At 40.0% G+C, this 21,809-nt stretch carries 27 protein-coding genes and 1 pseudogene; 16 read left to right on the plus strand and 12 right to left on the minus strand.

Annotation, left to right across the window (positions count from 1 at the left end; translation table 11 throughout):
• Nucleotides 1-61: 61 nt before the first annotated feature.
• The 3 genes from tkt to ACQYAC_RS02725 all read left to right on the plus strand — a co-directional run bounded on the left by tkt (nt 62) and on the right by ACQYAC_RS02725 (nt 3,012).
• Nucleotides 62-2,065, plus strand: a complete 2,004-nt coding sequence (gene tkt / locus ACQYAC_RS02715; protein ID WP_058015665.1) for a transketolase — start codon at nt 62-64, stop codon at nt 2,063-2,065.
• Between the two features lie 197 nt (nt 2,066-2,262).
• Nucleotides 2,263-2,709 carry a sporulation inhibitor of replication protein SirA gene (gene sirA / locus ACQYAC_RS02720; protein WP_012010100.1) on the plus strand — a complete coding sequence of 149 codons (447 nt, stop codon included), beginning with the start codon at nt 2,263-2,265 and terminating at the stop codon, nt 2,707-2,709.
• 84 nt (nt 2,710-2,793) lie between these two features.
• Nucleotides 2,794-3,012: a YneF family protein gene (locus ACQYAC_RS02725; protein WP_003212379.1), complete on the plus strand. Its 219-nt coding sequence runs from the start codon at nt 2,794-2,796 to the stop codon at nt 3,010-3,012.
• Nucleotides 3,013-3,274: 262 nt separating this feature from the next.
• Here the strand turns inward: ACQYAC_RS02725 and ACQYAC_RS02730 are convergent, their stop codons facing one another.
• Complete coding sequence (locus tag ACQYAC_RS02730; protein ID WP_369810454.1) at nt 3,275-3,448, minus strand: aspartyl-phosphate phosphatase Spo0E family protein; 174 nt, start codon at nt 3,446-3,448, stop codon at nt 3,275-3,277.
• Between the two features lie 208 nt (nt 3,449-3,656).
• Here ACQYAC_RS02730 and ACQYAC_RS02735 point away from each other — a divergent pair, with 208 nt between their 5' ends.
• Both ACQYAC_RS02735 and ACQYAC_RS02740 read left to right on the plus strand, forming a co-directional pair.
• Entirely contained in the window at nt 3,657-4,364 is a 708-nt protein-coding gene (locus ACQYAC_RS02735; RefSeq protein WP_058015664.1) for a cytochrome c biogenesis CcdA family protein, read from the plus strand.
• 94 nt (nt 4,365-4,458) lie between these two features.
• Nucleotides 4,459-4,941, plus strand: a complete 483-nt coding sequence (locus ACQYAC_RS02740; RefSeq protein ID WP_061407947.1) for a CcdC family protein — start codon at nt 4,459-4,461, stop codon at nt 4,939-4,941.
• 19 nt (nt 4,942-4,960) lie between these two features.
• Here the strand turns inward: ACQYAC_RS02740 and ACQYAC_RS02745 are convergent, their stop codons facing one another.
• The 4 genes from ACQYAC_RS02745 to sspO form a co-directional block, all read right to left on the minus strand.
• Nucleotides 4,961-5,389 (minus strand): DUF2621 domain-containing protein, encoded by a 429-nt coding sequence (locus ACQYAC_RS02745; RefSeq protein WP_429942657.1) that lies wholly within the window; start codon nt 5,387-5,389, stop codon nt 4,961-4,963.
• Nucleotides 5,390-5,650: 261 nt separating this feature from the next.
• The gene (locus tag ACQYAC_RS02750; protein WP_180308901.1) at nt 5,651-6,052 is read right to left on the minus strand and encodes an Hsp20/alpha crystallin family protein; all 402 of its coding nucleotides are present in this window, start codon (nt 6,050-6,052) and stop codon (nt 5,651-5,653) included.
• Nucleotides 6,053-6,154: 102 nt separating this feature from the next.
• Nucleotides 6,155-6,301, minus strand: a complete 147-nt coding sequence (locus tag ACQYAC_RS02755) for a small acid-soluble spore protein P (protein ID WP_012010105.1) — start codon at nt 6,299-6,301, stop codon at nt 6,155-6,157.
• Between the two features lie 16 nt (nt 6,302-6,317).
• Nucleotides 6,318-6,464, minus strand: a complete 147-nt coding sequence (sspO, locus tag ACQYAC_RS02760) for a small acid-soluble spore protein O (protein WP_058015660.1) — start codon at nt 6,462-6,464, stop codon at nt 6,318-6,320.
• A gap of 220 nt (nt 6,465-6,684) precedes the next feature.
• Here sspO and acnA point away from each other — a divergent pair, with 220 nt between their 5' ends.
• The 7 genes from acnA (at nt 6,685) to ACQYAC_RS02795 (ending at nt 11,479) form a co-directional block, all read left to right on the plus strand.
• Complete coding sequence (gene acnA / locus ACQYAC_RS02765) at nt 6,685-9,414, plus strand: aconitate hydratase AcnA (RefSeq protein ID WP_429942658.1); 2,730 nt, start codon at nt 6,685-6,687, stop codon at nt 9,412-9,414.
• Between the two features lie 72 nt (nt 9,415-9,486).
• Entirely contained in the window at nt 9,487-9,990 is a 504-nt protein-coding gene (locus ACQYAC_RS02770; RefSeq protein ID WP_058015659.1) for a TlpA family protein disulfide reductase, read from the plus strand.
• A gap of 71 nt (nt 9,991-10,061) precedes the next feature.
• On the plus strand, nt 10,062-10,187 hold the full coding sequence (locus ACQYAC_RS02775; protein WP_003211002.1) for an FbpB family small basic protein: 126 nt from the start codon (nt 10,062-10,064) through the stop codon (nt 10,185-10,187).
• 51 nt (nt 10,188-10,238) lie between these two features.
• Nucleotides 10,239-10,382, plus strand: coding sequence for an acid-soluble spore protein N (locus ACQYAC_RS02780; RefSeq protein WP_008357830.1), 144 nt, complete (start codon nt 10,239-10,241; stop codon nt 10,380-10,382).
• Nucleotides 10,383-10,395: 13 nt separating this feature from the next.
• On the plus strand, nt 10,396-10,638 hold the full coding sequence (gene tlp / locus ACQYAC_RS02785) for a small acid-soluble spore protein Tlp (protein ID WP_012010110.1): 243 nt from the start codon (nt 10,396-10,398) through the stop codon (nt 10,636-10,638).
• Between the two features lie 103 nt (nt 10,639-10,741).
• Complete coding sequence (locus ACQYAC_RS02790; protein ID WP_339165747.1) at nt 10,742-11,164, plus strand: acyl-CoA thioesterase; 423 nt, start codon at nt 10,742-10,744, stop codon at nt 11,162-11,164.
• A 3-nt stretch (nt 11,165-11,167) separates the two neighbouring features.
• Nucleotides 11,168-11,479 (plus strand): hypothetical protein, encoded by a 312-nt coding sequence (locus tag ACQYAC_RS02795; RefSeq protein ID WP_058015657.1) that lies wholly within the window; start codon nt 11,168-11,170, stop codon nt 11,477-11,479.
• A gap of 39 nt (nt 11,480-11,518) precedes the next feature.
• Here ACQYAC_RS02795 and ACQYAC_RS02800 read toward each other — a convergent pair whose 3' ends face one another.
• Nucleotides 11,519-11,806 carry a HesB/YadR/YfhF family protein gene (locus ACQYAC_RS02800; RefSeq protein ID WP_003210876.1) on the minus strand — a complete coding sequence of 96 codons (288 nt, stop codon included), beginning with the start codon at nt 11,804-11,806 and terminating at the stop codon, nt 11,519-11,521.
• A 101-nt stretch (nt 11,807-11,907) separates the two neighbouring features.
• Nucleotides 11,908-12,489, minus strand: coding sequence for a glycerol-3-phosphate 1-O-acyltransferase PlsY (plsY, locus tag ACQYAC_RS02805; protein ID WP_058015656.1), 582 nt, complete (start codon nt 12,487-12,489; stop codon nt 11,908-11,910).
• Nucleotides 12,490-12,643: 154 nt separating this feature from the next.
• Between plsY and ACQYAC_RS02810 the strand changes: the two genes are divergently transcribed.
• The 3 genes from ACQYAC_RS02810 to parC all read left to right on the plus strand — a co-directional run bounded on the left by ACQYAC_RS02810 (nt 12,644) and on the right by parC (nt 17,881).
• Nucleotides 12,644-13,057, plus strand: a complete 414-nt coding sequence (locus ACQYAC_RS02810; protein WP_429942659.1) for a CoA-binding protein — start codon at nt 12,644-12,646, stop codon at nt 13,055-13,057.
• A 415-nt stretch (nt 13,058-13,472) separates the two neighbouring features.
• Complete coding sequence (parE, locus tag ACQYAC_RS02815) at nt 13,473-15,440, plus strand: DNA topoisomerase IV subunit B (RefSeq protein WP_012010116.1); 1,968 nt, start codon at nt 13,473-13,475, stop codon at nt 15,438-15,440.
• 2 nt (nt 15,441-15,442) lie between these two features.
• A complete protein-coding gene (gene parC / locus ACQYAC_RS02820) occupies nt 15,443-17,881 on the plus strand; it encodes a DNA topoisomerase IV subunit A (protein ID WP_429942660.1) in 2,439 nt (812 codons plus the stop codon).
• A 51-nt stretch (nt 17,882-17,932) separates the two neighbouring features.
• Here parC and ACQYAC_RS02825 read toward each other — a convergent pair whose 3' ends face one another.
• From ACQYAC_RS02825 to ACQYAC_RS02835, 3 genes are all read right to left on the minus strand, one after another.
• Nucleotides 17,933-18,058 (minus strand): hypothetical protein, encoded by a 126-nt coding sequence (locus ACQYAC_RS02825; protein WP_008343787.1) that lies wholly within the window; start codon nt 18,056-18,058, stop codon nt 17,933-17,935.
• 43 nt (nt 18,059-18,101) lie between these two features.
• Nucleotides 18,102-18,437 (minus strand): hypothetical protein, encoded by a 336-nt coding sequence (locus ACQYAC_RS02830; protein ID WP_003210975.1) that lies wholly within the window; start codon nt 18,435-18,437, stop codon nt 18,102-18,104.
• 194 nt (nt 18,438-18,631) lie between these two features.
• Nucleotides 18,632-19,810 carry an MFS transporter gene (locus ACQYAC_RS02835; RefSeq protein ID WP_429942661.1) on the minus strand — a complete coding sequence of 393 codons (1,179 nt, stop codon included), beginning with the start codon at nt 19,808-19,810 and terminating at the stop codon, nt 18,632-18,634.
• 206 nt (nt 19,811-20,016) lie between these two features.
• Here ACQYAC_RS02835 and ACQYAC_RS02840 point away from each other — a divergent pair, with 206 nt between their 5' ends.
• Nucleotides 20,017-20,160: a hypothetical protein gene (locus ACQYAC_RS02840; RefSeq protein ID WP_429942662.1), complete on the plus strand. Its 144-nt coding sequence runs from the start codon at nt 20,017-20,019 to the stop codon at nt 20,158-20,160.
• Nucleotides 20,161-20,513: 353 nt separating this feature from the next.
• Here ACQYAC_RS02840 and thsA read toward each other — a convergent pair.
• Nucleotides 20,514-20,785: pseudogene (thsA, locus tag ACQYAC_RS02845) on the minus strand (Thoeris anti-phage system NAD(+) hydrolase ThsA); the annotation flags it as partial.
• A gap of 178 nt (nt 20,786-20,963) precedes the next feature.
• Nucleotides 20,964-21,782, minus strand: a complete 819-nt coding sequence (locus ACQYAC_RS02850; RefSeq protein ID WP_429942663.1) for an aldo/keto reductase — start codon at nt 21,780-21,782, stop codon at nt 20,964-20,966.
• Nucleotides 21,783-21,809 lie beyond the last annotated feature (27 nt).

A 21,809-nucleotide genomic window follows, 5' to 3' on the forward strand; every position in this document is an offset into this window, starting at 1 on the left:
TGTGAAAAAAGGACAGTAGATTTATGATAATGGTGTACACAAGATACGGAAGGGGATTTATATGGAAACGATTGAATTGAAATCTATTGCAACAATACGTACTCTCTCCATAGACGCAATTGAAAAAGCGAATTCCGGTCACCCTGGAATGCCGATGGGTGCTGCACCAATGGCATACGCTTTATGGACGAATCACTTAAACGTAAGTCCGCAAAACCCAAGTTGGTTTAACAGAGACCGTTTTGTATTATCTGCGGGACATGGTTCTATGCTTCTATATAGCATGCTTCATTTAAGCGGATACAACCTGAGCATCGATGATCTAAAACAATTCCGCCAATGGGGCAGTAAAACACCTGGACATCCTGAATTTGGACATACAGAGGGCGTAGATGCCACAACAGGTCCTTTAGGGCAGGGGATTGCCATGGCAGTTGGTATGGCGCTTGCAGAAAGACATCTTGCGGAAACGTATAACAAAGACAACTTTAATGTTGTAGATCACTATACATACAGCATTTGCGGAGATGGAGACTTAATGGAGGGTATTTCCTCTGAAGCTGCTTCACTTGCTGGTCATTTAGGCTTAGGCCGTTTAATTGTTCTTTATGATTCAAATGATATTTCTTTAGATGGCGACCTAGATCGTTCATTCTCTGAAAATGTGAAGAATCGTTTTGAAGCGATGAACTGGGAAGTTCTTTATGTGAAAGACGGCAACAACATTGAAGAAGTGACGGCTGCTATTGAAAAGGCAAAACAAAGCACAGACAGACCTACACTGATTGAAGTGAAAACAACAATCGGTTTTGGATCGCCAAACCGTGCAGGAACGTCTGGTGTGCATGGTGCACCACTTGGGAGCGATGAAGCCAAGCTGACGAAGGAAGCTTACTCTTGGACGTTTGAAGAAGATTTCCATGTACCTTCTGAAGTGTACGATCATTTCAAAGAAGCTGTAAAAGATGCAGGTCAGAAAAAAGAAGCAGCTTGGAATGAACGATTTGCGCAATATGAAAAAGAATACCCTGAGCTTGCAGCTCAATTGAAGCTTGCGATTGAAGGAAAGCTTCCTGAGAATTGGGATCAAGAGGTTCCTGTTTATGAAGCAGGTTCAAGTCTTGCCTCCCGCGCTTCTTCAGGCGAAGTATTAAATGGCATTGCAAAGCAAGTACCTTTCTTCATTGGCGGGTCAGCAGACCTTGCAGGTTCAAACAAAACAACGATTAAAAACACTGACGATTTTGGTAAAGAGAATTATGCCGGCAAGAACATTTGGTTCGGTGTTAGAGAATTTGCAATGGGTGCCGCGTTAAACGGTATGGCGCTTCACGGCGGTCTTCGTGTATTCGGCGGAACGTTCTTTGTTTTCTCAGATTACTTAAGACCAGCGATTCGTCTTGCTGCCTTAATGGGACTTCCAGTCACTTATGTCTTTACTCATGACAGTATCGCTGTTGGTGAAGATGGTCCGACGCATGAGCCGGTTGAACAGCTTGCTTCATTACGTGCGATGCCGAACCTTTCTGTTATTCGCCCTGCGGATGGAAACGAGACAGCTGCAGCGTGGAAACTTGCTGTATCTTCAACGGATAAACCGACAGCACTAGTTCTGACTCGTCAAAACCTTCCAACGATTGATCAAGCACCTGAGAAGGCATATGAGGGAGTAGAAAAGGGTGGATACGTCGTTGTTGAAGCTGCTGATGCACAGCCTGAAGCACTTCTACTTGCTTCCGGATCTGAAGTCGGCTTAGCGATTGAAGCGCAAAAAGCACTTGAAAAAGAAGGGATTCGCGCGTCTGTTGTCAGTCTTCCTGCATGGGATCGTTTCGATCAGCAGTCAGACGAATACAAAGAATCAGTCCTTCCTACAGCAGTACGGGCTCGTATTGCGATTGAAATGGGGGCTTCACTTGGCTGGGAGCGTTACACTGGTCTTGATGGTGACGTAATTGCCATTGATAAATTTGGCGCTTCTGCACCTGGTGAAACCATTATTGAGAAATACGGTTTTACGGTCAGCAATGTCGTCAGCCGTGTGAAAGCGAAGCTGAACAAATAACCAGTCTCCAAGCATCATGCTTTTTTTCATCTGTTTGCAGAGCATTTTCATCCGCTCTGCAAACTTTTTTCTTTTTTCTTGTTTTTTTGACAAAACTAGTTTCTTCTTGCTTCATATATAGACAATTCTTTCTTTCACATTTTTGTATAATACAAGCAATATACGAGATTGACGAAATGTGAAAGGAAGGGATAGACATGGAACGCCATTATTATATTTATTGGATTGAGGATGAATTTGCGCATCACTATTTTGGCAGAGAATCAATTTTGTTTCATTTGTTTGAGTCGTTACACTGGACGAACCGCACGGAAGATGAATTGGTGATGCTTGTGAAACAAGTGGATTACGTGACGAAACGAATCCCTGCTTTTCATATGCACCAGCGATTAATGAACAACTTAACGAACATTCACTATACACAAATTGGCTCGATATATAGCGCTTCCTTACCTGATGGAAAAGGAACGGCTGCATTTATCATAAAAGATCGTTATATCCAAATGTCTGCCACCGGCAGTTATGAAGCAGAAGCAGTGTTTTTTGAAGTGCTGAGAAAAATTAGTCCTTGCTTCCTTGCGATGGACTTCGGTTCAAAGAAGCACGGGTGGCTCAATCCGGTAAAAGTGAGGAATTTTGTTTAAAAAAATAAAATTGAACGTGAAATGTTGTATAATAGCCTTTTGTTTAGTACACTTTATACGAGACAACATGAAGGAGGAAGAATTATGGATTTATGGGTTGTCATCCTTGTAGGCGTTGTTGCACTGCTTGCAGGAGTTGCACTCGGATTCTTTATTGCTCGTAAGTATATGATGAGCTACTTGAAAAAGAATCCACCAATTAATGAACAAATGCTTCGAATGATGATGATGCAAATGGGCATGAAACCGTCCCAGAAGAAAATCAATCAAATGATGAAAGCCATGAACAACCAAGCGAAATAATACGTACGATATTATGATCATAGATGGAACATGGTTATAAAGAATGGACAAGCGTTGTCCTTTCTTTATTGAATTCACCTTCATCAGACGCTTTAAAACCACTGTACTTGCCTAAATGAAGCAGGGAAGGTGGTTTTTTATTTTACTTCAGCCTCTTGCTAAAAAACAAAAACCCCTGTTATCAGAGGTTTTTGTTTCGTTTATGGTCACACATATCAACTGTTCTAAAAATCGTGCAGCATGATAATATCATGAGATATGATTAGTTGGCTGAGTTTGAGTGTAAGTGTCGTTGATATTGTAAGAGGAGATGATCTAGCTGCTGGCTATGTTCGATGGTCACTGTGGATGTCATGCCATTGTGCAAGACAACTTTCATCAGCTCTTCTCTTTTTTCTTCAATTTGAGTTAATAATGATGTTTTTACCAAAGTCATGTTCCTTTCATGCAAATCTTGATAAAAAGAATCGGTTCTATTATATCCATTTTAAGGTTTATTTTCAAATTTAAAGGATTCGTTATCTTGATGTCAAATTAAATTATATAAGGTTTTAAGAGAATAGACCATCTTTATTGAGAGGATGTAAAAAAAATGAAATGATTTTGTCATCTCTTATTGTATATTGTAAGAAGGGGGTGTTCTTTTGACAGATTTGAATTTCTTTTTAGCTTTTGGAGCAGGGTTTCTTTCTTTTATCTCACCATGCTGTCTGCCGCTTTATCCAGCCTTTTTATCGTATATTACGGGCGTTAGTATGGATGAAGTGAAATCTGAGAAGGTGATGCTGAGAAGAAGAAGTCTACTTCATACCTTATTCTTTTTAGTTGGGTTCTCTATTATCTTTATTGCGATTGGCTTTGGGACATCGTTTGTTGGGAAGTTTTTTGATGATTACCATCAAGCGATTCGCCAGGTTGGAGCCATTCTCATTATTTTCTTTGGCTTTATGACACTTGGCGTATTTCAGCCTTCTTTCCTCATGGGCGAAAAGAGAATGCAGTTCAAAAACCGACCAGCTGGTTTTTTTGGGTCAATTCTCATCGGAATGGGCTTTGCCGCTGGATGGACACCTTGTACAGGACCTATTTTATCTGCCGTTATCGCGCTTGCTAGTAACAATCCAGAGTCGGCTGTGCCTTATATGATTACATATGTCCTTGGATTTGCCGTCCCATTTTTTATTCTATCTTTCTTCATTACGAAAATGGCATGGATCAGAAAGCGTCAGCAGCTTATCATGAAAATTGGCGGGATCATTATGATTGTGGTAGGGATATTGCTGTTCTTTGATCTTCTCACATGGATTATCATCATGTTCTCATCCTTGTTTGGCGGATTTACAGGCTTTTGAAATCGTTTTCTACAGTCGAGGCGAATGGTTTTTTTTCGTCAATTGGAGTATATTATACATAGGCTGACCTTAAAGAATAAAGGAATGATTAGATATGATGGTCATAATCTCTTCTATAATTGCGGTATGTATGGCGGTAGCCGTCATGTTTATTCGCATTAAGTCATCTGCAAAACCGGCAACTGCGAAAAAAATTATATTGCCTCCTATTTTCATGAGCACGGGTGCATTGATGTTTTTTGTTCCTATGTTTCGAGTAACTGGGGCTGAATTTCTCGAGGCAATCACAGTGGGGATGTTTTTCTCCATCTTTTTAATCAAAACATCGAAGTTTGAAATTAGAGGGAATGAGATTTACTTAAAGCGGTCAAAAGCATTTGTGTTTATTCTCATTGGACTTCTTGTTCTTCGTATCGGAATGAAGACGATCCTGAGTTCATCTATTGATTATGGTTCTCTAAGCGGAATGTTTTGGATACTTGCCTTTGGCATGATTGTGCCTTGGCGTGTTGCCATGTATTTGTCGTTTAGAAAGATGTCTAAGCAATTAGATCCGCAGCAGGTTCAAATGAATTAAACCTCCTTTTATAAGGAGGTTATTTTAATAATGCTTCATATGGCGTATAATCGATGTTTTTTTCTTGAAGGCGCTTCAATAAAAACTTATGATCACGCTTTGGTGTAGCGATAATATAGCCGCGAATGATTAAGTCTAAATTAATGCTGGCAGCTTGTTCTTTTAAAGCCAGCTCGCCAATTTTTCCTGCAATTTTTTCTTTGGCGACATCTCTAAACAGCTCTGGAACAGGTAATACAAGTTCATTTAAAAGCTGTTTGTCTTCTTCCCGCCATAGGTGGAGGCTCTTTTGAATATATTCATCCTGCCAATCGAGCTCTGATTTCCCATCTTCCTTTGGCAATCGTTTTAAAAATTTGCGAAACATAAAAAAGCCACCGATTGCGAGTAATCCGATCATCACTGTACCCCAAAATAAAATGAACCACAAAAACCAGCCGCTTAACATGTTCTCACTCCTTATACCCCTTGTCTCTCTATCTTATTTTACATGAAGAAGTGATAGAAGAAAATAACAAAAATGTATGTCTCTTATCTCTATGAACGCCTTTTTTCATTCATAACTGCCCATTTACTAGAAAGACCCAAACCATCTAGTAGAAAAAGAATACATTATCATATAGCGACTCTACTATTTGGCCATGGTGGTTCGCAAAAGGTATTGACTTGACACGAACGGAAGAGAGCCCACCTATATGAAGGTGGGCTCTTAATGTTTGAAGTGCGGGACTTGAAAGGAAAATGCACCGTTTGGATGGTCAGAACTTTTTTTAATCCTTATCGAAATGATTCGGTTTTCGTATTCTGTTTCAATCTCTTTGTCGTTCAAATAAAAAGGGAGCATGACACTTTTTTCAATTGGCTGTTCGCCTTTATCATTTGGCTGTTGTACTGTGTAAGCGAGAGTGAGCTCATGTCCAGCGAAGGTCAGTTTTACATCAGTAATCGATAGGGTGGAGACATCGATTTCAATAATATAATCACGGCTTGTTTCATAAAGATCAATTGGGAGGTGTTCATCATACCAGGCAAATGGATCATCCATTAAAACATTGAGCCAATCGTCTATTTCAAGAAAATCAGAGGAATTCGATTGCTTTTCATTCTCCATAAACACTCCTCCATCACATCTCATAATAAATCATATGATGAAAATGGAAATGTGTGAAAGACCTAAAACATCCCGTTTTGCTACGGGATGAGAGGAGAATGTTTACATATCGTGATGAGAATTGTGTTTTTGTCTTGTATGGTTGCGGTTTTTTACTTTTTTACTGCCTGATAATGGCTCAGGCTGTCCGCTCTGATGTTCCTTAGGCGAGTTTTGACGGATGTCTTTTCCTGTGTTTTTATTCGTCATGATGCTTGCTCCTTTCTTATTGGTTTTTTTTGCGTTTTTTATTGTTTTGTCTTTGTTCTTCTGTTAAAACGAGTTGATCATCTTCAATATAGCCTGCACCATTTCCTTGGCTTTTGGCTGCGTTCATGCCATTAATGACATGATTTGCTTTGCGTTTTGTCATGTTCTATCACCTCATTTGTAGTATGAGCCCGCCCCGCTCCGTTTATGAAGAGTAATCATTTCCTAATGATAAGTTAAACTTATTGAATTTAATAAAAGCATTGTTATTTACTTATGTATAAATTTGTTTTAAGATGAAATTGTGAGAAAATTGTGGTGAAATACGACGATTTTTCTGAGAATTGAAATTGATCTTGATCATCAAAAGGGGGATTTTGGACATGTCGAAACAGCAGCAAGTCGCTAAACAAGACGCTTTTCAATCTAGAAAAACGTTTTCGACAAATGGGAAAACGTATCACTATTATTCGTTAGAAGCACTAGAGAAACAAGGAATTGGAAATGTTTCTAAGCTGCCTTATTCCATTAAGGTACTTTTAGAATCAGTGCTTCGCCAAGTAGACGGTAGAGTGATCAAGAAGGAACACGTTGAAAACTTGGCAAAATGGGGAACTGCCGAGGTAAAAGAAATTGATGTTCCATTTAAACCTTCTCGTGTTATTTTACAAGACTTCACGGGTGTACCAGCCGTCGTTGACCTTGCTTCTTTAAGAAAAGCAATGGCAGATGTAGGTGGGGATCCGGATAAAATCAACCCTGAAATTCCAGTTGACCTTGTCATTGACCACTCAGTACAAGTTGATAAAGCTGGAACTGAAGATGCATTAAACATTAACATGGATTTAGAATTCGAACGTAACGCAGAGCGTTATAACTTCCTTAGCTGGGCAAAGAAAGCGTTTAATAATTATCAAGCTGTTCCGCCTGCAACAGGGATTGTTCACCAAGTAAACTTAGAGTACCTTGCAAGTGTTGTTCATGCGATTGAAGAAGATGGCGAGATCATCACTTACCCAGATACATTGGTTGGTACTGACTCTCATACAACCATGATCAACGGGATCGGCGTACTTGGATGGGGCGTTGGCGGTATTGAAGCGGAAGCTGGAATGCTCGGTCAGCCTTCATACTTCCCAGTACCAGAAGTCATTGGTGCTAAATTAGTTGGAGAGCTTCCAAACGGAACGACTGCAACTGACCTCGCACTAAAAGTGACACAAGTTCTGCGTGAAAAAGGCGTAGTGAACAAATTCGTTGAATTCTTCGGACCTGGAGTTGCACAGCTGCCGTTAGCGGATCGTGCAACGATTGCAAACATGGCACCTGAATACGGTGCTACTTGCGGATTCTTCCCAGTAGATGAGGAAGCTCTTGCTTACCTTCGCCTTACTGGACGTGATGAAGAGCAAATTAATATCGTTGAAGAATATTCTCGCGCAAATGGCTTATTCTATACGCCAGATGCAGAAGAGCCAATTTTTACGGATGTTGTGGAAATTGATCTTTCTCAAATTGAATCAAACTTATCTGGTCCAAAGCGTCCACAAGATTTGATTCCACTTTCTGAAATGAAAGAAACGTTCCATCAGCACATTGAAAGCCCAGCTGGTAACCAAGGGTTTGGCTTAGAAAAATCAGAGCTGGATAAACAAATTGAATTTGATCTAGCAAATGGTGAAAAAGCTGTGATGAAGACAGGTGCGATTGCGATTGCAGCGATTACGAGCTGTACGAATACATCGAACCCATACGTCTTAATCGGAGCAGGTCTTGTTGCGAAGAAAGCAAGTGAGCTTGGCATGAAGGTGCCAAACTACGTGAAAACGTCACTAGCGCCAGGTTCTAAGGTTGTAACAGGATACCTCGTGAACTCAGGACTTCTTCCATACTTAAGAGACCTCGGATTTAACATCGTTGGGTATGGCTGTACAACTTGTATCGGAAACTCAGGACCGCTTGCACAAGAAATTGAGGATGCTGTCTCTGAAAATGATCTGCTGATCACTTCTGTTTTATCAGGTAACCGTAACTTTGAAGGACGTATCCATCCACTTGTGAAAGGAAACTACCTTGCATCTCCACCATTAGTTGTGGCGTATGCACTTGCTGGTACGGTGAATATCGATTTAACAAAAGACCCTATCGGTGTCGATAAAAATGGTGAGAACGTTTATTTCAATGACATTTGGCCATCAATGGACGAAATCAACAGCGTCGTCAAAAGCACTGTCACACCTGAACTCTTCCGTTCAGAGTATGAAACTGTTTTTGACAACAATGACCGCTGGAATGAAATTAAAACGACGGATGATGCATTGTACAAATGGGATGAAAATTCCACATACATTGATAACCCGCCATTCTTTGAAAACCTATCAGTTGAACCTGGTAAGGTTGAACCGCTTAAAGGCTTGCGTGTCGTTGCGAAGTTTGGTGACTCTGTCACAACGGACCATATTTCTCCTGCTGGAGCGATTGGTAAGGACACACCGGCGGGCAAATATTTGCAAGAAAGAGGCGTGTCGCCTAGAGACTTTAACTCATACGGATCTCGCCGTGGTAACCACCATGTCATGATGAGAGGTACTTTTGCAAACATCCGTATTAAGAACCAAATTGCACCAGGAACAGAAGGCGGATATACAACCTACTGGCCAACTGGTGAAGTGACATCCATTTATGATGCATGCATGCGTTATAAAGAAGATGGAACAGGTCTTGCGATCTTAGCAGGTAAAGACTACGGAATGGGTTCTTCACGTGACTGGGCTGCAAAAGGAACAAATCTTCTTGGAATTAAATTTGTTCTAGCTGAAAGCTTTGAGCGTATCCATAGAAGTAACCTTGTCTTCATGGGCGTACTTCCTTTACAGTTTAAAGACGGAGAAAGTGCAGAAACTCATGGTCTAACAGGAACAGAAACATTTGAAGTTCATGTTGACGAAACAGTTCGTCCGCGTGATCTCGTCACTGTGAAAGCAATTGACACAGATGGCAATGAGAAAACATTTGAAGTGGTTGTTCGTTTTGATAGTGAAGTCGAAATTGACTACTATCGTCATGGCGGTATCCTTCAAATGGTACTTCGTGAAAAATTGGCAAGCAACTAATACTCATACAGCAAAGAAGAGAAGGCGCCTAGACAGCTTTCTCTTCTTTTTTAAAATAGTGGAGGATCAATCATGTGGAAAAAAGGAATGGCAAGCGCTGTTTTACTTGTGTTGATTGGTTTACTTGTGTGGAATTTACTTGAACCAAAAGAGCCCGCAATCGGTCTTGAAAAAGGGGATCAAGCCCCTGATTTTGAACTTAAAACCCTAGATGGTCAAACGGCTTCATTATCTGATTACCAAGGGAAAAAGGTGCTCGTCAATTTTTGGGCGACATGGTGTAAGCCATGCAGGACAGAAATGCCGGATCTAGACGCAATTAGAAGCGAATACGATCAGGTCGAAGTACTTGCAGTGAATTTAACGACCACTGAAAAAAGTGAAGATCATGTTGCAGCTTTTGCAGATGAATTAAAGCTGAGCTTTCCTATTTTATTGGATCAAAAAGGCATTCAAGCACGATATCAGGTGCTTTCATACCCCACGACATACATATTAGATGAAAAAGGACGTATCATGTCTGTGAAGCATCAAATGCTGACAAAAAAAGAAATTGAGCAAGAGCTGGATCTATAATGATTCAGCTTTTTTGCTTATTTTCTAAATGTTTTGGCGAAAATGAAATACAAACACTGGAGGTGAGTACAATGAGAAGAAGAAAACGCCGTACATTTGAAGAGCTTGTACTTGAAAATAAAAAAGAATTATTAAGCAATGAGGAATTTTTAAACCAGCTTGAAGAAAAGTTGGAAGAGCGTTTTAGACAGAAATAAGTTATGAATTATCCTTTTTCGTTCATCCTAAAGAAGAGGGAGGGATGAATGATGGGTAGAGAGCATGATAAACAAGCGCAGTTTACACCAGACCATTTAGGGACAAAACCTGTAGCATACAAACGCAATAAAGGTAAAAAGATGCATAATAAATCAAATGAACAGCCTGATGTGATCCAGACGAAAGGCGAATAAGGAGGGTATTAAGATGAATGAAAAGTCATATCAATCCAATCCAGATGATCGTTCTGATAATGTTGAAAAGCTGCAAGATATGATCGAAAACACCCTTGACAATATCGATGAATCTGAAGCAGCGATGGCCCTTTCGACAGATCAAGAAAAACAGATGATCAAGCAAAAAAATGAAAATCGAAAAATGAGCATTGATGCCATGCGTTCTGAGATCAAGGACGAAGAAGCAGCAAGAAAAAATGGCTATACTGAATAAACCAGGGATTCCTGGTTTATTTTATTGCCTCCTTTTAGAAGAACCATTTCGATTGTGGTAAAATGGCAGAGACCTTAGGTTTTGATAGGAGAGCGATGAAAACGTGTATGTATCTAAAAAAGAAATAGAAGTCCGTTATGCAGAAACAGACCAAATGGGCATCGTGTATCATGCGAATTATTTAATCTGGATGGAAGTCGGCAGAACAGCCCTGATTAAAGAATTAGGATTTTCCTATGCGCAGTTAGAAGCAGATGGTGCTCTTGCACCCGTTATAGATTTGCAGGTGAAATATAAAAAACCACTCCTGTATGGTGAAACAGCGACCGTGTATACTTGGATTGAAGAATACAATGGACTCAAAACGGTGTATGGCTACGAAATTCAAAAGCCTGATGGGCAAACAGCGATTACAGGGACAACCTCGCATATTTGCGTAGATAAAGACACCTTTAGACCTATTCAATTTAGAAAAGCATTTCCTGCCTGGCACAAAGTATATGAACAGTCGAAGAAGCAGGTTTAATTCATGGCGTTTGGTATTAAAAGAAGCGATTTAAATGCGTGGAAATCAGCTGTTCAGCAAGGAGAAATGGCCTTTTTAACCCATTATTGGCTTGATGACCGTTTCCCGCATGCTAATACAGTCACTAAAGCAGCCTGTCAGGATATGAAGCAATTAATTGAGTGGGGAGAAAAACATGGACTCAAAAAAGAATGGATTCACGACCGCGCAGGGTTTCCTCACTTTGACTTGATCGGTGAACCGCAAAAAAGAATCCTTCAAAAGGAGCGGTCTTTAGGAAACATTCAGGAGTATGGGCTATATATTGAAGGATAAAACAAAAAAGATACCCGAGGGATGAGGTATCTTTTTTGTTTATTCATAATGGAATTCTGGTTCTTTTACAGACTCGTTATAATCAATATGCAGATCATGGTTGTCAAAATACCAAATATCACTTTCTTCTACAAAGAAAGTAATACCTTCTATTTCAGCGGTTGCGCCGGCATTTTGAGGTTCATCTTTTGCGACGCCGAGAGAAAAGCCTTTTTGTACATTACTGCACCCGCCATATCTCACAAAAAAGCGAACTTGATCACCTTTTTCTAAATCTAATTCATCCTTGTACCAATTGAGTGCATCTTCTTTAATCGTTAATTTCAATGTGATCGCCCCTTTTTTGAAGTCATGCTGTTTTTTAAAAATGCAGGATGCAAAAAACAGCTTTTCTTTACTTTTACCACAGAATGAAACTTATGAAACGGCTAGAGCCATTTGATTTTCGGTTCAGTTTTGTTGAGGATTCGTTTGAGGTTAGCGATGTGTCTGTAGATCACAAAACCAGCAAGAACGGCAACAACAATGATTAAGAATACGTCTTTGGTGAATATGCTGTAAATGAATGTATAGATGCCGGTCAGCATAGATGATAATGAAACATACTTACTAATGTATAAAAATAAGAAAAAAGCAGCGATCATCGTGATAAATAAGAACGGGGCATAAAATAATAACACGCCGCCAGATGTAGCGACTGCTTTTCCCCCTTTAAATTTTGCAAAGATCGGAAAGCTGTGACCGATAACAGCAGCAACCCCCGCTAATAAGGGATGAATGTCCAGTTGCATGAAAAACGGTAAAGCAGAAGCGAGAGTCCCTTTTAAAATATCAGCAGAAATAACAATAGACCCTGCTTTTACGCCAAGCGTACGAAATGCATTCGTTGCACCTAGGTTTCCGCTGCCATGTTCACGGATATCAATACCCTTTGCAGCTTTCCCGACAATGAGACCGGATGGAATACTGCCGAGAAGATAAGCCAAAATAAACATCAAAGCAATTAACATCTGCATAACTCCTTTATATTCTCCCTCTTGTCTTACATTTTAACATGATCTTATGAAAAACATGGGGATCTTTTTTTGAAAAAATCAAATGCAGATGGATTCAGCTTTGTTTTTAAGCAGAAGTTCGCTAAAATAGAGGAAAAGGGGTGTTTGGATGAATCATCCTTCGAAACAAGAAATTGGTCGTATTTTAAAGAGCAGTAAACGAATTGCTGTTGTTGGATTATCAGATCAGCCGCACCGAACGTCATATATGGTGTCTAAAGCAATGCAGGATGCCGGTTATGAGATCATTCCGGTGAATCCAACGATTGATGAAGCACTTGGTATAAAAGCAGTCGCTTCACTAAAAGAGATCAAAGAGCCTGTTGATATCGTCAATGTGTTTAGACGTTCAGAGTTTTTACCTGAGGTGGCAGAAGAATTTCTTGAAATAGACGCACCTGTTTTTTGGGCGCAGCAAGGCATTTATCACGAAGAAGCGAAAAGGCTGATTGAGGAAAATGGCAAGGTTGCCATCATGGATTTATGTATCAAGGTGGCTCATGCAATGACAAAAACTCATTAAATCGTCAAAAATCCTTGGTTTTCAAGGATTTTTGCTTTTTTGTTGCAGAAATATATTTGCGATTCTAGAAGAAAGCGATAAAATAAGGCGACAGGGACATATCGGTGATCTTGCATATCAAGAAAAAGAGCGATAAGATAAAGATAGAACATTTGTTCTGTTTTGTGAAAATCATCATATGATTGCATTTGGCTTATCAAACAGTCTTGTTTATAATGGACTTCTAGTTCTCATTGCAGAATGTAGAACATTCTCATAGCCGTGCAATGGAGCATGTTTTTTTGAACCACACATGCATGGTGATGATGCAGCTTATTAAAGTGGACAGTAATGAGCAGCATGATCATCATTAAAATCTAAAGAGATCATTTGATGGTTTGCCGGTTATGTTTGTTAGTGAAAGGGGATTAAGCATTTGGTTAAAAAGCAGCAAGTAGATTATAACGATGATTCTATTCAGGTGCTAGAGGGACTTGAAGCGGTCCGTAAACGTCCAGGGATGTATATTGGGTCAACGGATTCACGCGGTCTTCATCACCTTGTCTATGAGATTGTAGACAACTCTGTCGATGAAGTACTCGCTGGCCATGGAGATCATATCGTTGTCAAAATACATAAAGATAACAGCATTTCCGTTCAGGATAAAGGACGCGGGATGCCTACTGGTATGCATAAGCTTGGAAAACCGACACCTGAGATCATTTTAACGGTCCTTCACGCAGGCGGAAAATTTGGTCAAGGCGGATATAAAACAAGTGGTGGTCTTCACGGAGTTGGGGCATCTGTTGTAAACGCGCTGTCAGAGTGGCTCACTGTCACAATTGAACGTGATGGCTATATATATCATCAGCGGTTTGAAAACGGCGGAAAACCTGTGACATCACTTGAAAAAGTCGGAAAAACGAAAAAAACGGGAACACTGATTCATTTTAAACCAGATCGATCGATGTTCAGCGTTACAACCTATAATTTTGATACGTTATCAGAACGTTTAAGAGAATCTGCCTTTTTATTAAAAGGATTAAAAATAGAGCTGATTGATGAACGACATGATGTACAAGAAACCTTTTATTATGAGACGGGCATTGAAGCCTTCGTTGCTTATTTAAATGAAGAAAAAGATGTTCTGAGTGAAGTGGTCTCATTTGAAGGAGAGCATCAATCCATCGAAGTAGACTTTGCTTTTCAATTCAATGACGGCTACTCAGAAAATATTCTTTCTTTCGTCAATAACGTGAGAACAAAAGATGGCGGTACGCATGAGTCTGGTGCCAAAACGGCGATGACGAGAGCCTTTAATGAATATGCGCGCAAAGTAGCTCTTTTAAAAGAAAAAGACAAAAATTTAGAAGGCACTGATATTCGCGAAGGGCTGTCTGCTATTATTTCTGTCAGAATTCCTGAAGAACTGCTTCAATTTGAAGGCCAGACAAAAGGAAAGCTTGGGACAAGTGAGGCTCGCTCCGCTGTTGATGCTGTTATTTCTGAAAAGCTGGCTTATTTCCTTGAAGAAAACCGGGAAACAGCCACTCTTCTTGTGAGAAAAGCGATTAAAGCGCAGCAGGCAAGAGAAGCTGCTAGAAGAGCACGTGAAGAAGCAAGGAGCGGCAAGAAACGGAAAAAGTCCGAAGCAACACTGAGCGGAAAATTAACACCTGCTCAATCTAGAAACCCGGCAAGAAACGAATTGTACCTAGTGGAGGGCGACTCAGCGGGCGGGTCAGCAAAACAAGGACGTGACCGTAAATTCCAAGCGGTGCTGCCGCTTCGTGGAAAGGTCATTAACACAGAAAAAGCAAAACTTGCTGATATTTTCAAAAATGAAGAAATCAACACCATTATTCATGCGATCGGTGGAGGCGTCGGTGTCGATTTTAATGTAGAAGACATCAATTATGACAAAATTGTGATCATGACAGATGCTGACACAGATGGAGCCCATATTCAAGTGCTTCTGCTAACGTTCTTCTACCGCTATATGAAACCGCTGATTGAGCATGGCAAAGTGTTTATTGCACTACCGCCTTTATATAAAGTCAGCAAAGGCTCAGGGAAAAAAGAAGTGATTGAGTACGCATGGTCTGATGAAGAAATGGATGACGTACTGAAGAAAGTTGGAAAAGGGTACACGATTCAGCGTTATAAAGGTTTAGGTGAAATGAACGCCGACCAGCTATGGGAAACGACAATGAATCCAGAATCGAGAACACTTGTCAGAGTCAAAATCGACGATGCTGCACGAGTGGAACGCCGCGTCACGACATTAATGGGTGACAAAGTAGAGCCACGCCGTAAATGGATTGAAAAGAATGTCGCCTTTGGACTTGATGAGGAAAGTAACATTCTTGAAAATGAAAACTTGTCGCTAGCTGAGGAGGTTTAAACATGGCACAACAAGAACGATTTCATGATTTACCATTAGAAGAAGTAATCGGAGACCGGTTTGGTCGCTATAGTAAATATATTATCCAAGACCGTGCGCTTCCAGATGCGCGAGATGGACTAAAGCCTGTACAACGAAGAATCTTATATGCGATGTACGCAGAAGGAAACACGCAAGATAAAAACTTCCGTAAAGCAGCGAAAACAGTCGGAAACGTGATTGGTAACTATCATCCGCACGGTGACTCATCTGTTTATGAAGCGATGGTGAGAATGAGTCAGGATTGGAAAGTACGGAATGTGCTCATTGAGATGCATGGAAATAACGGGAGTATCGATGGTGATCCGCCTGCTGCTATGCGTTATACGGAAGCAAGGCTATCTGCGATTGCTTCAGAGCTCTTAAAGGACTTAGACAAGGAAACCGTCGAATTTGTCGCAAACTTTGATGATACAAGCAAGGAGCCCGTTGTTTTACCAGCGATGTTCCCAAACCTTCTCGTGAATGGGTCAACAGGTATTTCTGCTGGTTATGCTACTGATATCCCGCCGCATCATCTAGGAGAAGTGATTGATGGTGTCATTAAACGAATCGAACAGCCGCATTGTACGGTTGAGGACTTGATGACGGTCATCAAAGGTCCAGATTTCCCAACAGGCGGTATCATTCAAGGGGTAGACGGCATTAAGAAGGCCTATGAAACAGGCAAAGGAAAGATCATGATTCGCGGAAAAGCGGAGATCGAGACCATCCGCGGCGGGCGCCAGCAAATCGTGATCACAGAAATTCCTTATGAAGTGAATAAAGCCAACCTTGTCAAAAAGATGGACGAGTTCCGAATTGAAAGAAAAGTGGAAGGAATTTCAGAGGTTCGAGACGAGACTGACCGGACTGGGCTTCGAATCGTAGTAGAGCTGAAAAAAGAAGCAGATGCAAATGGTGTTTTGAATTTCTTATATAAAAACTCAGATCTGCAAATTCCATATAACTTTAATATGGTGGCGATACATAATCGTAGACCAACCTTAATGACGCTGACAACTATACTTGATGCATATATTGCCCATCAAAAAGAAGTGGTGACGAACCGCTCAGCATATGAGCTTCGAAAAGCGAAGGAACGCCACCATATTGTAGATGGATTAATTAAGGCGCTGTCCATCTTAGATGAAGTCATTGCCACAATCCGCTCCTCTAATGATAAGCGAGATGCGAAAAACAACTTGATGGAGAAATATGACTTTACAGAAGCACAATCAGAAGCGATTGTTTCCCTCCAGTTATATCGTTTAACGAATACGGATATTACGCAATTAAGAGACGAAGCGAGTGAGCTTGATGTGCGTATAGCAGAACTTGAAGACATTTTAGGTAATGAGAAAAAGCTGCTTAAGGTCATTACAAACAGTTTGAAAAAGCTCAAAAAGACATATGCTGATGAGAGACGATCTGTCATTGAGGAAAAAATCGAAGAAATTAAGATTAACCTAGAAGTGATGATTGCCTCAGAGGATGTTTACGTCACGGTGACGAAGGATGGATACATCAAACGGACAAGCCAGCGCTCCTATGCTGCTTCTAACGGTAAGGACTTTGGCATGAAGGATACAGACCGCCTGATTCATCAGTTTGAAATGAATACAACGGATGTCCTCCTATTGTTCACGAATAAAGGGAGCTACATTTATTGTCCTGTGCATCAGCTGCCAGATATACGCTGGAAAGACATGGGGCAGCATATTACGAATATCATTTCGATTGATCGTGATGAATCCATCCAAAAAGCCATTCCAATTAAAGAATTTGATGAAACATCGTATCTGCTGTTCTTTACAAAGGGCGGAATGGTGAAGAAAACAGAGCTTCTTCAATATAAAGCACAGCGCTATTCAAAACCACTTGTCGCCTTGAATCTAAAAGGGGACGATGAACTTGTGGATGTCCATGTGACAACAGGACAGCAGGAATTGTTTATTGCGACGAAAAATGGTTATGGATTGTGGTTTGATGAAGAAGAAGTAAGTGTTGTTGGTCCGAGAGCGGCTGGTGTTAAAGGCATCAATTTGAAGGATGGGGACGAAGTAGTCTCTGGTCAGATCATTGATCCGAAAAACGATGTCCTCGTGCTGACGACGCAAAGAGGGGCTGTGAAGCGAATGAACCTCTCTGAATTTGATAAAACATCTAGAGCCAAACGCGGAGTTCTAATGCTTAGAGAATTAAAGAAAAACCCGCATCGTATTGTGTCTGTCATCGCTGCATCACTGCACGATACACTTGAGATTGATACAGAGAAGGGTGCAACGATTCCGCTTGATATCTCTACTCTGAGAGCGAATGACCGCTATAGCAATGGATCATTTATTGTAGATGAGGAAGAGCAGGGAGAAGTAACGCATGTCCTTGTCACACCTCAAACTGCATCAGATGACAATAAATAAGCAAACGAAAACCCCCTGCGATGAGCAGGGGGTTTCTTTTATATACAGGTCTTAGCTCTCGTGGTTGCCAAACATGCTTGTAATGGCGTGCACTACTTCAATTCCTTGGTAGACGAAAAGAGAAAGTGAAGTGACAGAGAACAGACCTAGAATGAATACTCTTAAGAAAAATAACATCGTGTAAAACCTCCCAATTTTTGTTTTGATTTAGATGGTTGGGTTAAACACGAGATAGTCGGAAATAAGAAGATTGATAGAACACTGCAAGTAAATGCTTCTTTTTCCGGTCATATTGATCAGTATGAGTGATGCGTGCAAATCCAGCTGTCATACTGCCAATCATCAGCAGTACTGTAAATGCGGCAAATACTGCGCTCACATGTTTTTGTTTCTTTTCATCGCCCATTGTCTGAGCGATTTTCATCTCATGTGATTCTTGATCGGCAACCACCTTTGCATGATGGTATACCTGAACGGAATGAGGCATTGAGAACAAATGAAAACTTGCGAGTGCTATGAATAAGACAGCTAATTTTAGCAGCATATTTTTTTTCATTTATCTCACCCCTTCCTGTTTATTTTCATGATCTTACCACGTTTTCTGTTATTTGAAAAGTCTTATTTTTTTACTTTCCCTCTTTAAAAAAGTGATAAACATCAGGACATTTATAGGACTGTTTCACTTCATGAAAGGTTTCAATTTTATTTTTTTAATTTAAAAAAAGTGCCATGATCGAGGATCAGACACTTTTAGTGAACTTGTGATGTATGCGGTTTTGCGACAGCTTTTGTAAAGATTCCCGCAATACATATGGCGAATAAAACAAAAATAAAGGCATGAAGCAGTCCTACTTGATTGGCAAGCAGCCCTAATATAGGCGGACCAGAAAGAGAGGCGGTGTAACCTGATAAGGTCACAATGCTGACGCGTTTCACGGCGTACCGGCTATCATCACCAGCTGCAGAAATAGTTAACGGGAAGCCTAAAGAAGCCCCAAGTCCCCATAAAAAGATCGATATCATACATACCACAAGTGAAATCTTTAAAATGACCAAAAATAGTCCAGCAGCAGCTGATACAATCGCAACTCTTAGCAATAACACCCTGCCGAAACGGTCGATCAAACGTCCGCTGATTAATCTGCCACTAATCATCCCGCATAAAAATAATGCATAGATGACTGTACTCATGGAATGTGAAACCTGGTAGCCATCTACCATTGCAAGTGGAATCCAATCATTAGCAGACCCTTCGACAAACGCAAGACATAAGGCGATCATGGCAAGAGAGACCGTTCGTTTATTCAGCCACGGCGTTTGAGTATCATCTATTGTATCTGACTGCGACTGCTTCTCATGCTGATCCATTCCAGTCCCGTGCGGAATAAACCGGGTACAAATGAAGATGCTGAGAAAGAAAAGAAGGGCAATGACAAGTAAGTGATTCAACACAGAGACCCCTAGATGGATAAAAAGAATGCCAGCTCCTGCTCCAATTAAAGTACCAATGCTAAAGGAAGCGTGCAATATAGGCAAAATGGTTTTCTTGATTCTGTATTCAATTTCTGTCCCTTCTAGGTTCATCGCCACATTGCACATACCTGAACCTGCTCCAAAAAGAAATAGCCCGGCCGTGACGACAAAGATAGAAGAGAGGGTTGAACCAATAGCAAGAGTGGTGAATCCAAGAAACATCAAAAAAGCACTAATCACAATCGCCACTCGTCCGCCTTTTTTTCGAACAAATACATTTGAAAGAACAAGCCCAACAATTGAACCAACGGATAAGCCGAGTAAAATGAGTCCCATTGTTCCTGTATTGGCTTGTAATAAATCTCTCACTTCTGGTGTCCGTGAAAACCATGTAGAGATGGAAATACCAGACATCGTGAAAATGATGATGATTGCTCTATACCATTTTAATTCCATATAATCCCTCACATTTAAAGATGTATCTGTTACTGAACAAATCTACTCGATTATAAATGAGACGGGCCTATTCGTAAATAACCTGAGGCAGGGACAGGGGCAGTTTTAGGCAAAAGAAATCATACTTTCCCAATTCTTCTGAGGAGAAGGTAAAATAAACATAAAGGGGATGTATCAGGATAAATAGAAGGAGAGAGGACTAAAATATGAAAAGTGAAAAGGAAAAAATGATCCAAGGAGAACATTATGTATCTAGCGGCCAAACCTTGATCGCAGATCGAGAAAGACCAAGACAATTGCCTTTGCATACCAGCAAACCAATCAGCCAGAAAAATGAACATCCATTTTAAAGGAATTATTAGACGCTTGAGGAAATGATGTCGTTTTCGAAGGAAAGCTTCAGTGCGATTACGAATACAATATCGAGGTTGGCGAGCATTTTTTTCGAATTTTGATGAGGTGTTATTAGACGTATGCAAAATTACCACGTATGGATTGATATTGATTTTTTCTTTTTTTGTCTCAAAAAGATAAGTATACTTAGATTTGAGACAAAAGAATTGTATTCGCTGTATAACTTCCTAGAATATATATTATGTAAACTAAGAAATAAAGATTTACAGGCTGAACCCCCAAAGCTTTGCTGTTCTTGTTGTGTTCTCACTTCCGTCCCGTACATTATCCTTTGTTGCATTAGCCCCTAAACTTTCGCTGGTTCACTAAACTTAACTTTACTGATTTGAAATGTCCACAACATAATATGAAGTATTTCATTGACTCCAACATTAGAATCCACATGTTTTGTTATCCCAGAACCTAATAAGGTAATAAGGGAATAAATACTTCTTTGCTTGCATGTAGTGTATTGACTTCATTCCATACATTAAGCATGCAGCTTGCATATTCATTTAGCTTTAATTGGGCACGATTCTCTCTATCAAACTTTGAAAAAGCAACGAGAAAAAAATCCTCATCAAATCTCATATGTTATCAAATCTCATATGTTGGTTATGTTTTGTCTATTAATTAATACAAAAAAGAGGGCCTTCGACAATTTATAGTAGTATTATGTCTAGGCCCTCTCCTGCAAACTTTTAACATGAGGAGAAGAAAATCTATTGAAATTTATTAAAATAAACTCGAATAACCCTTATTAACGTACATTCATTTCATTGGGATGAGGACCAGTTCTACGCCCGCAATCTAAATTATTAATTGCTTCCATATCATTTTCAAGAAGTTCAAAATCAAATATTTGCATATTTTCTTCCATACGTGAAGGTGTGACTGTTTTTGGGATTACAATCGTATTATTTTGCAAATGCCACCGTAAAATAACTTGTGCAGGAGTTTTACCATATTTTTCTGAAATGGAAACAATTGTTTTATCATTTAATACATTACCCCCTCTTTCAAGAGGACTCCACGCTTCAATAAATATATCATGATCTTGGCAAAAATCCTTTAGTTCTTTTTGGACCAAGTAAGGATGACACTCAATTTGATTAAGTACAGGTTTAATTTCTGTTTCTGCTAAAAGATGTTTTAAATGTTCAATTTCAAAATTACATACTCCAATTGCTTTAACGCGCCCATCTTTATAGAGCTTTTCTAAAGCTTTATATGTTTCAACATACTCACCAAATTCAGGAGTTGGCCAGTGTATTAAATATAAATCAATATATTCCAGTCCCAATCGTTCTAAACTGCTTTCAAATGCAGCAAGCGTCTTTTCAAACCCATGATCTGAGTTCCACACTTTTGTTGTGATAAACAATTCGTCTCTATTCATGTTTCTTATAGCATCTTTTACCCCCTTTTCATTTTTATAGATCGCTGCTGTATCAATACTTGTATATCCAAGCTTAATAGCTTGAGACACGGCATGAGCTGTTTCCTCGTTACCAACTTGAAATACACCATAGCCTAATTGAGGCATTTTCAATCCGTTATTTAAAGTCACATAATTCATGTTTAACTTCCTTTCTGAAGAAAAAAT

It is taken from the genome of Bacillus sp. MM09(2025) (genome assembly GCF_050496725.1).
Taxonomy (GTDB): Bacteria; Bacillota; Bacilli; order Bacillales; family Bacillaceae; genus Bacillus; species Bacillus pumilus.

Excerpts from the sequence above, each read along its gene's own strand:
- tkt (WP_058015665.1), top strand. The coding sequence starts at position 62 with ATGGAAACGATTGAATTGAAATCTATTGCAACAATACGTACTCTCTCC.
- sirA (WP_012010100.1), top strand. The coding sequence starts at position 2,263 with ATGGAACGCCATTATTATATTTATTGGATTGAGGATGAATTTGCGCAT.
- ACQYAC_RS02725 (WP_003212379.1), top strand. The coding sequence starts at position 2,794 with ATGGATTTATGGGTTGTCATCCTTGTAGGCGTTGTTGCACTGCTTGCA.
- ACQYAC_RS02730 (WP_369810454.1), bottom strand. The coding sequence starts at position 3,448 with ATGACTTTGGTAAAAACATCATTATTAACTCAAATTGAAGAAAAAAGA.
- ACQYAC_RS02740 (WP_061407947.1), top strand. The coding sequence starts at position 4,459 with ATGATGGTCATAATCTCTTCTATAATTGCGGTATGTATGGCGGTAGCC.
- ACQYAC_RS02745 (WP_429942657.1), bottom strand. The coding sequence starts at position 5,389 with ATGTTAAGCGGCTGGTTTTTGTGGTTCATTTTATTTTGGGGTACAGTG.
- ACQYAC_RS02750 (WP_180308901.1), bottom strand. The coding sequence starts at position 6,052 with ATGGAGAATGAAAAGCAATCGAATTCCTCTGATTTTCTTGAAATAGAC.
- ACQYAC_RS02755 (WP_012010105.1), bottom strand. The coding sequence starts at position 6,301 with ATGACGAATAAAAACACAGGAAAAGACATCCGTCAAAACTCGCCTAAG.
- sspO (WP_058015660.1), bottom strand. The coding sequence starts at position 6,464 with ATGACAAAACGCAAAGCAAATCATGTCATTAATGGCATGAACGCAGCC.
- acnA (WP_429942658.1), top strand. The coding sequence starts at position 6,685 with ATGTCGAAACAGCAGCAAGTCGCTAAACAAGACGCTTTTCAATCTAGA.
- ACQYAC_RS02770 (WP_058015659.1), top strand. The coding sequence starts at position 9,487 with ATGTGGAAAAAAGGAATGGCAAGCGCTGTTTTACTTGTGTTGATTGGT.
- ACQYAC_RS02775 (WP_003211002.1), top strand. The coding sequence starts at position 10,062 with ATGAGAAGAAGAAAACGCCGTACATTTGAAGAGCTTGTACTTGAAAAT.
- ACQYAC_RS02780 (WP_008357830.1), top strand. The coding sequence starts at position 10,239 with ATGGGTAGAGAGCATGATAAACAAGCGCAGTTTACACCAGACCATTTA.
- tlp (WP_012010110.1), top strand. The coding sequence starts at position 10,396 with ATGAATGAAAAGTCATATCAATCCAATCCAGATGATCGTTCTGATAAT.
- ACQYAC_RS02795 (WP_058015657.1), top strand. The coding sequence starts at position 11,168 with ATGGCGTTTGGTATTAAAAGAAGCGATTTAAATGCGTGGAAATCAGCT.
- plsY (WP_058015656.1), bottom strand. The coding sequence starts at position 12,489 with ATGTTAATTGCTTTGATGTTTATTTTGGCTTATCTTCTCGGCAGTATT.
- ACQYAC_RS02810 (WP_429942659.1), top strand. The coding sequence starts at position 12,644 with ATGAATCATCCTTCGAAACAAGAAATTGGTCGTATTTTAAAGAGCAGT.
- parC (WP_429942660.1), top strand. The coding sequence starts at position 15,443 with ATGGCACAACAAGAACGATTTCATGATTTACCATTAGAAGAAGTAATC.
- ACQYAC_RS02825 (WP_008343787.1), bottom strand. The coding sequence starts at position 18,058 with ATGTTATTTTTCTTAAGAGTATTCATTCTAGGTCTGTTCTCTGTCACT.
- ACQYAC_RS02830 (WP_003210975.1), bottom strand. The coding sequence starts at position 18,437 with ATGAAAAAAAATATGCTGCTAAAATTAGCTGTCTTATTCATAGCACTC.
- ACQYAC_RS02835 (WP_429942661.1), bottom strand. The coding sequence starts at position 19,810 with ATGGAATTAAAATGGTATAGAGCAATCATCATCATTTTCACGATGTCT.
- ACQYAC_RS02840 (WP_429942662.1), top strand. The coding sequence starts at position 20,017 with ATGAAAAGTGAAAAGGAAAAAATGATCCAAGGAGAACATTATGTATCT.
- ACQYAC_RS02850 (WP_429942663.1), bottom strand. The coding sequence starts at position 21,782 with ATGAATTATGTGACTTTAAATAACGGATTGAAAATGCCTCAATTAGGC.